The 3,707-nt window shown below is 80.3% G+C and carries 1 protein-coding gene; it reads left to right on the top strand.

Annotated features, from left to right (window positions below):
- Window positions 1–3,707 (top strand): lectin-like domain-containing protein (locus HLB09_RS14480; RefSeq protein WP_171204040.1); only part of this gene is annotated, 3,707 nt, incomplete at both ends.

Raw genomic sequence — 3,707 nt, forward strand, 5'->3', positions numbered from 1 at the left:
CCGGCGCCGCCCGCGCGCGCCTGGCCGCGCTGCTCGTCGCCCTCGTGCCGCTGGGCCTCGTGCTCGCGCCGTCGGCGGCGGCGTCCGGAGGGGACCCCGCCTCGGGCACGACGACGAGCGTGGCGAGCACCCACCCGACGGGCGGCACCCTGCTGCTCGAGGACGACTTCTCCGGGACGTCCGTCGGCGACCCCCGCTACCTCGTCGGCGGGGCCCGGGCGCTGGAGGGCACCACGTGGACGCCCTGCCTCACGGCGGCGTCGGCGCCCGAGCCGGGCACCGAGCCGGTGGGGCCCGTGCCCGGCTGCGGCCTGCCCGAGCCCGACGCCCCAGGTGCCGGCGCCCTGCGCCTGACGCCGGCCGAGAACGGCGTCAGCGGCTTCGTCCTCTACGACCAGGCCCTCCCGATCCGCGCCGGTCTGGACATCACCTTCACCAGCTACCAGTACGGCGGGAACGGCGCGGACGGCATCTCCTTCTTCCTCGCCGACGGCGACCGTCCGCTGACCCGGCCCGGCGGCTTCGGGGGCGCGCTCGGGTACGCCAACCGCCACGACGTGCCCGGCGTCTCGGGGGCGATCCTCGGCGTCGGGCTCGACGCCTACGGCAACTGGCCCCTGGAGCCGAGGAACGGGGACTGCACCGCGCCCGCGGCCTTCGTCCCGGACGACGCCGCGCTCCCGCGGGACTACGCGGGGCGCGTGTCGGTGCGGGGGCCGGGGGACGGCTCCACCGGCTACTGCCTCCTCGCGGAGCCCAGGCCGGGGCCGCACCTGCGCTCGGACACCGCCACCCGCCCGACGCCGGTGGTGACGCGCGTCGTGGTCGACCCGGAGAGCGCGCCGTCGCCGGAGGTCGTCGTCGAGGTCGACGGCGAGGAGGTCGTGCGGGTGCCGCGCCCAGACGCCACCGCGCGGACCTTCCGCTTCGGCTGGGGCTCGTCCACGGGCGGTCTCACCGACGTCCACGAGATCGGCTCGCTGCGCGTGCTCTCGATCGAGCCGCTGGCGCCCGACCTCGCGCTGGACGCCGCCGCACCGGCCGACCCGGTGGCCTCGGGCGAGGCGGCGCGCCTCGCCCTGACGGCGCGGGCCCGGTCCACGGGCGGGCCGCTGCCCGCGGGCGAGACCGCGCGGGTCGTCGCCGACCTGCCCGCCGGTGCGAGCGCCGGGTCGCCGGTCGGGGACGGGTGGCACTGCGCGGGGAGCGCGCCGTCGCGCCTCGACTGCACGTGGTCCTCCGCGGCCGACGTCCGCCCCGGCGCGCAGCTGCCCCCGCTCGTCGTCCCCGTGACGTCGACCGGCAGCGGCTCGCGCCCCGTCGCCGCCGTCGTGACGAGCACGGCCGACGGCCCCGCGCCGGAGGACCCGAGGGCGTCCGCGGTGCTCCGCTTCTCCCCGGGCGTCGCGGCCGTGGACCTCGGGGAGGTCGACGCCGGCCCCGCCGAGCGCGAGCTGACCGCCGACCTGGAGACCGACGCCACGGGCGCCGTCGTCGTCTCCGTCGGCGGCGCGCCGTCCCCGGTGGGCGAGGTGCGGCCGGGCCCGGGGGCACGGGTGGTCGCGACCGTCGCCGCAGGGGCCAGCGGCGTGCTCGCGGCGACCGCCGCGGTGGTGGACGGCGATGGCCTGCGCAGTCCCGAGGTGCCCGTCTCCCTCGTCGTCCGCCCGTTCGCGCCGCCCGTGCGGGTCTCCGCGGCGAGCGGTGAGGAGGTCGTCACGCCGCGGCCGTCGTCACCGGTCGGCACCGGCCCCTTCACCTACGAGCTCGTCTCGCCGGGCGACCCGGGGCTCGTCGAGGAGGCGGCCCTCGACCCGGGCACGGGCGCGCTGCGGCTGCGCACCGCGGCGGGCGCCAGCGGCCGCACCGCGCTGTCCTACCGGGTGCGCGACGCGGGCGGGACGGCGAGCGCCCCCGCACCGGTCGTCGTCGAGGTGCGCCCGTCCGCCGCCGGCGACGAGGTCCGCCTCGCCCTCGACGCGGCGGGCGAGGGGTCCGTCGAGGTGGCCCTCCCGCCGCCGACCGGCTCGGGGCCGTTCACCTACCGCCTGCTGTCGGTCTCCGACGGGCCCGTGACCGCCTCCCTCGCTCCGTCGACCGGCGTCCTCGCCGTCACCGCGCGCACCGGGCTCAGCGGCGCAGCGCGCCTGCGGTACGCGGTCGCGGGCGCCGACGGCGTCGAGAGCGAGCCGGTCGACGTCGACGTCCGCGTGGCCCCGCACGTCGGGGGCGCGCGCGTCGTCGGCGACGCGACCGACGAGGTGGTCCGGGCACCGGCGCCGCGCACCACCGGCACGGGTCCCTTCACCTACGCGCTCGTCGGCGAGACCCCCGGCGCCTCCGTCGACGCCCGCACCGGCGAGGTGGCGCTGGCACCGGCGGGCCGCAGCGGTCGGCACGAGCTGCTGCTGCTGGCCACCGACGCCGACGGGGTCACCGGCGGCCCGGCCGTCGTCGACGTCGTCGTGCTGCCGGTGGCGCGCCCGGTCGTGCTCCGGGCGGTGACCTCCTCCGAGCCCCCGGCGCTGAGGGCGACGCCCGAGGTCGTCGGCGCCGAGGAGGTGGCGCTGGCGCTCGTCCGCGGCGGCGACCCCGCCGTGGCCGACGTGGCGGTCGACGGCGGCGAGGTCGTGGCGCGTCCGGCGCCGGGCGCCAGCGGGCGGGTCGAGGCCGCCTACGCCGCCACGGCCGGCGGCCTGACGAGCGCCCCGGCCCCCGTCGACGTCGAGGTCGCGCCGCGCTCGCCGGGCAGCGCGGCGGGGGTCGTCTCCGGTCGCCCCGCCGTCGTGCCGCTGCCCGCGGCCCAGGGCACCGGGCCCTTCACCCACCGCCTCGCGGGCGCACCGGACCCGGAGGTGGCCGTGGCGCTGGAGGGCGACCGGGCGGTCGTCGAGGTCGCCCGGACCTTCTCGGGCACCGCCGTCGTGCGCTACGTCGTCGTGGACGCCGACGGGGTCGAGAGCGAGCCCGTCGAGCTCGTCCTCGACGTCGCGCCGGACGCCGCGGCGGGCGCCGGCCCCCTGGTGGCGAGCGGCCCGACGGGCGCGCCGGTCACCAGCCCGGCCCCGACGCCCGCCGGGACGGGCCCCTTCTCCTTCGCCCTGCTCGAGCCGGCCGACCCCGCGCTGGGCACGACGTCGCTGGACCCGGCGACGGGCGTGCTCGTGCTCGACCCGACGCCGGGCTGGAGCGGTGTCGCGACGGCCCGGTTCGCCGTGGTCGACGCCGGCGGTCGCAGGAGCGCCCCCGCCACCGCCGTCTTCCTCGTGCGTCCGACGACGCCGGACGCGCCTCCGGCCACGACGACGGCCGGGACGGCGGTCGAGGTCCGGCTCCCGACGCCGACCGGCACGGGGCCCTTCCGCTGGTCGCTGCTCGCCGCGGTGCCGCCCGAGCGGGGGACCGTCGAGCTGGACGCCCTCGCGGGGACCGTCCGCGTCCGGCCCGCCCCCGGCTGGTCCGGGGAGCTGCGGTACGCCTTCGCCGTCACCGACGCCGCGGGACTCGTCAGCGACCCCGCCGAGGGCCGCGTGCAGGTCGCCGGCAGGGACGTCGAGGACCCCGGCCCCCCGAGCCCCGAGGTCCCGGCCGGTCCCGGCGTCCCGGCCGGTCCCGGCGTCCCGGACGGCCCGAGCGGCTCCGGCTCCCGGGACGCGGTCGGCCCGGAGGCGCCGGTCGCCGACCCGACCCGCGCGGGCGACGGCGCG

It is taken from the genome of Pseudokineococcus marinus (assembly GCF_013004605.1).
In the GTDB taxonomy this organism is placed as follows: Bacteria; Actinomycetota; Actinomycetes; order Actinomycetales; family Quadrisphaeraceae; genus Pseudokineococcus; species Pseudokineococcus marinus.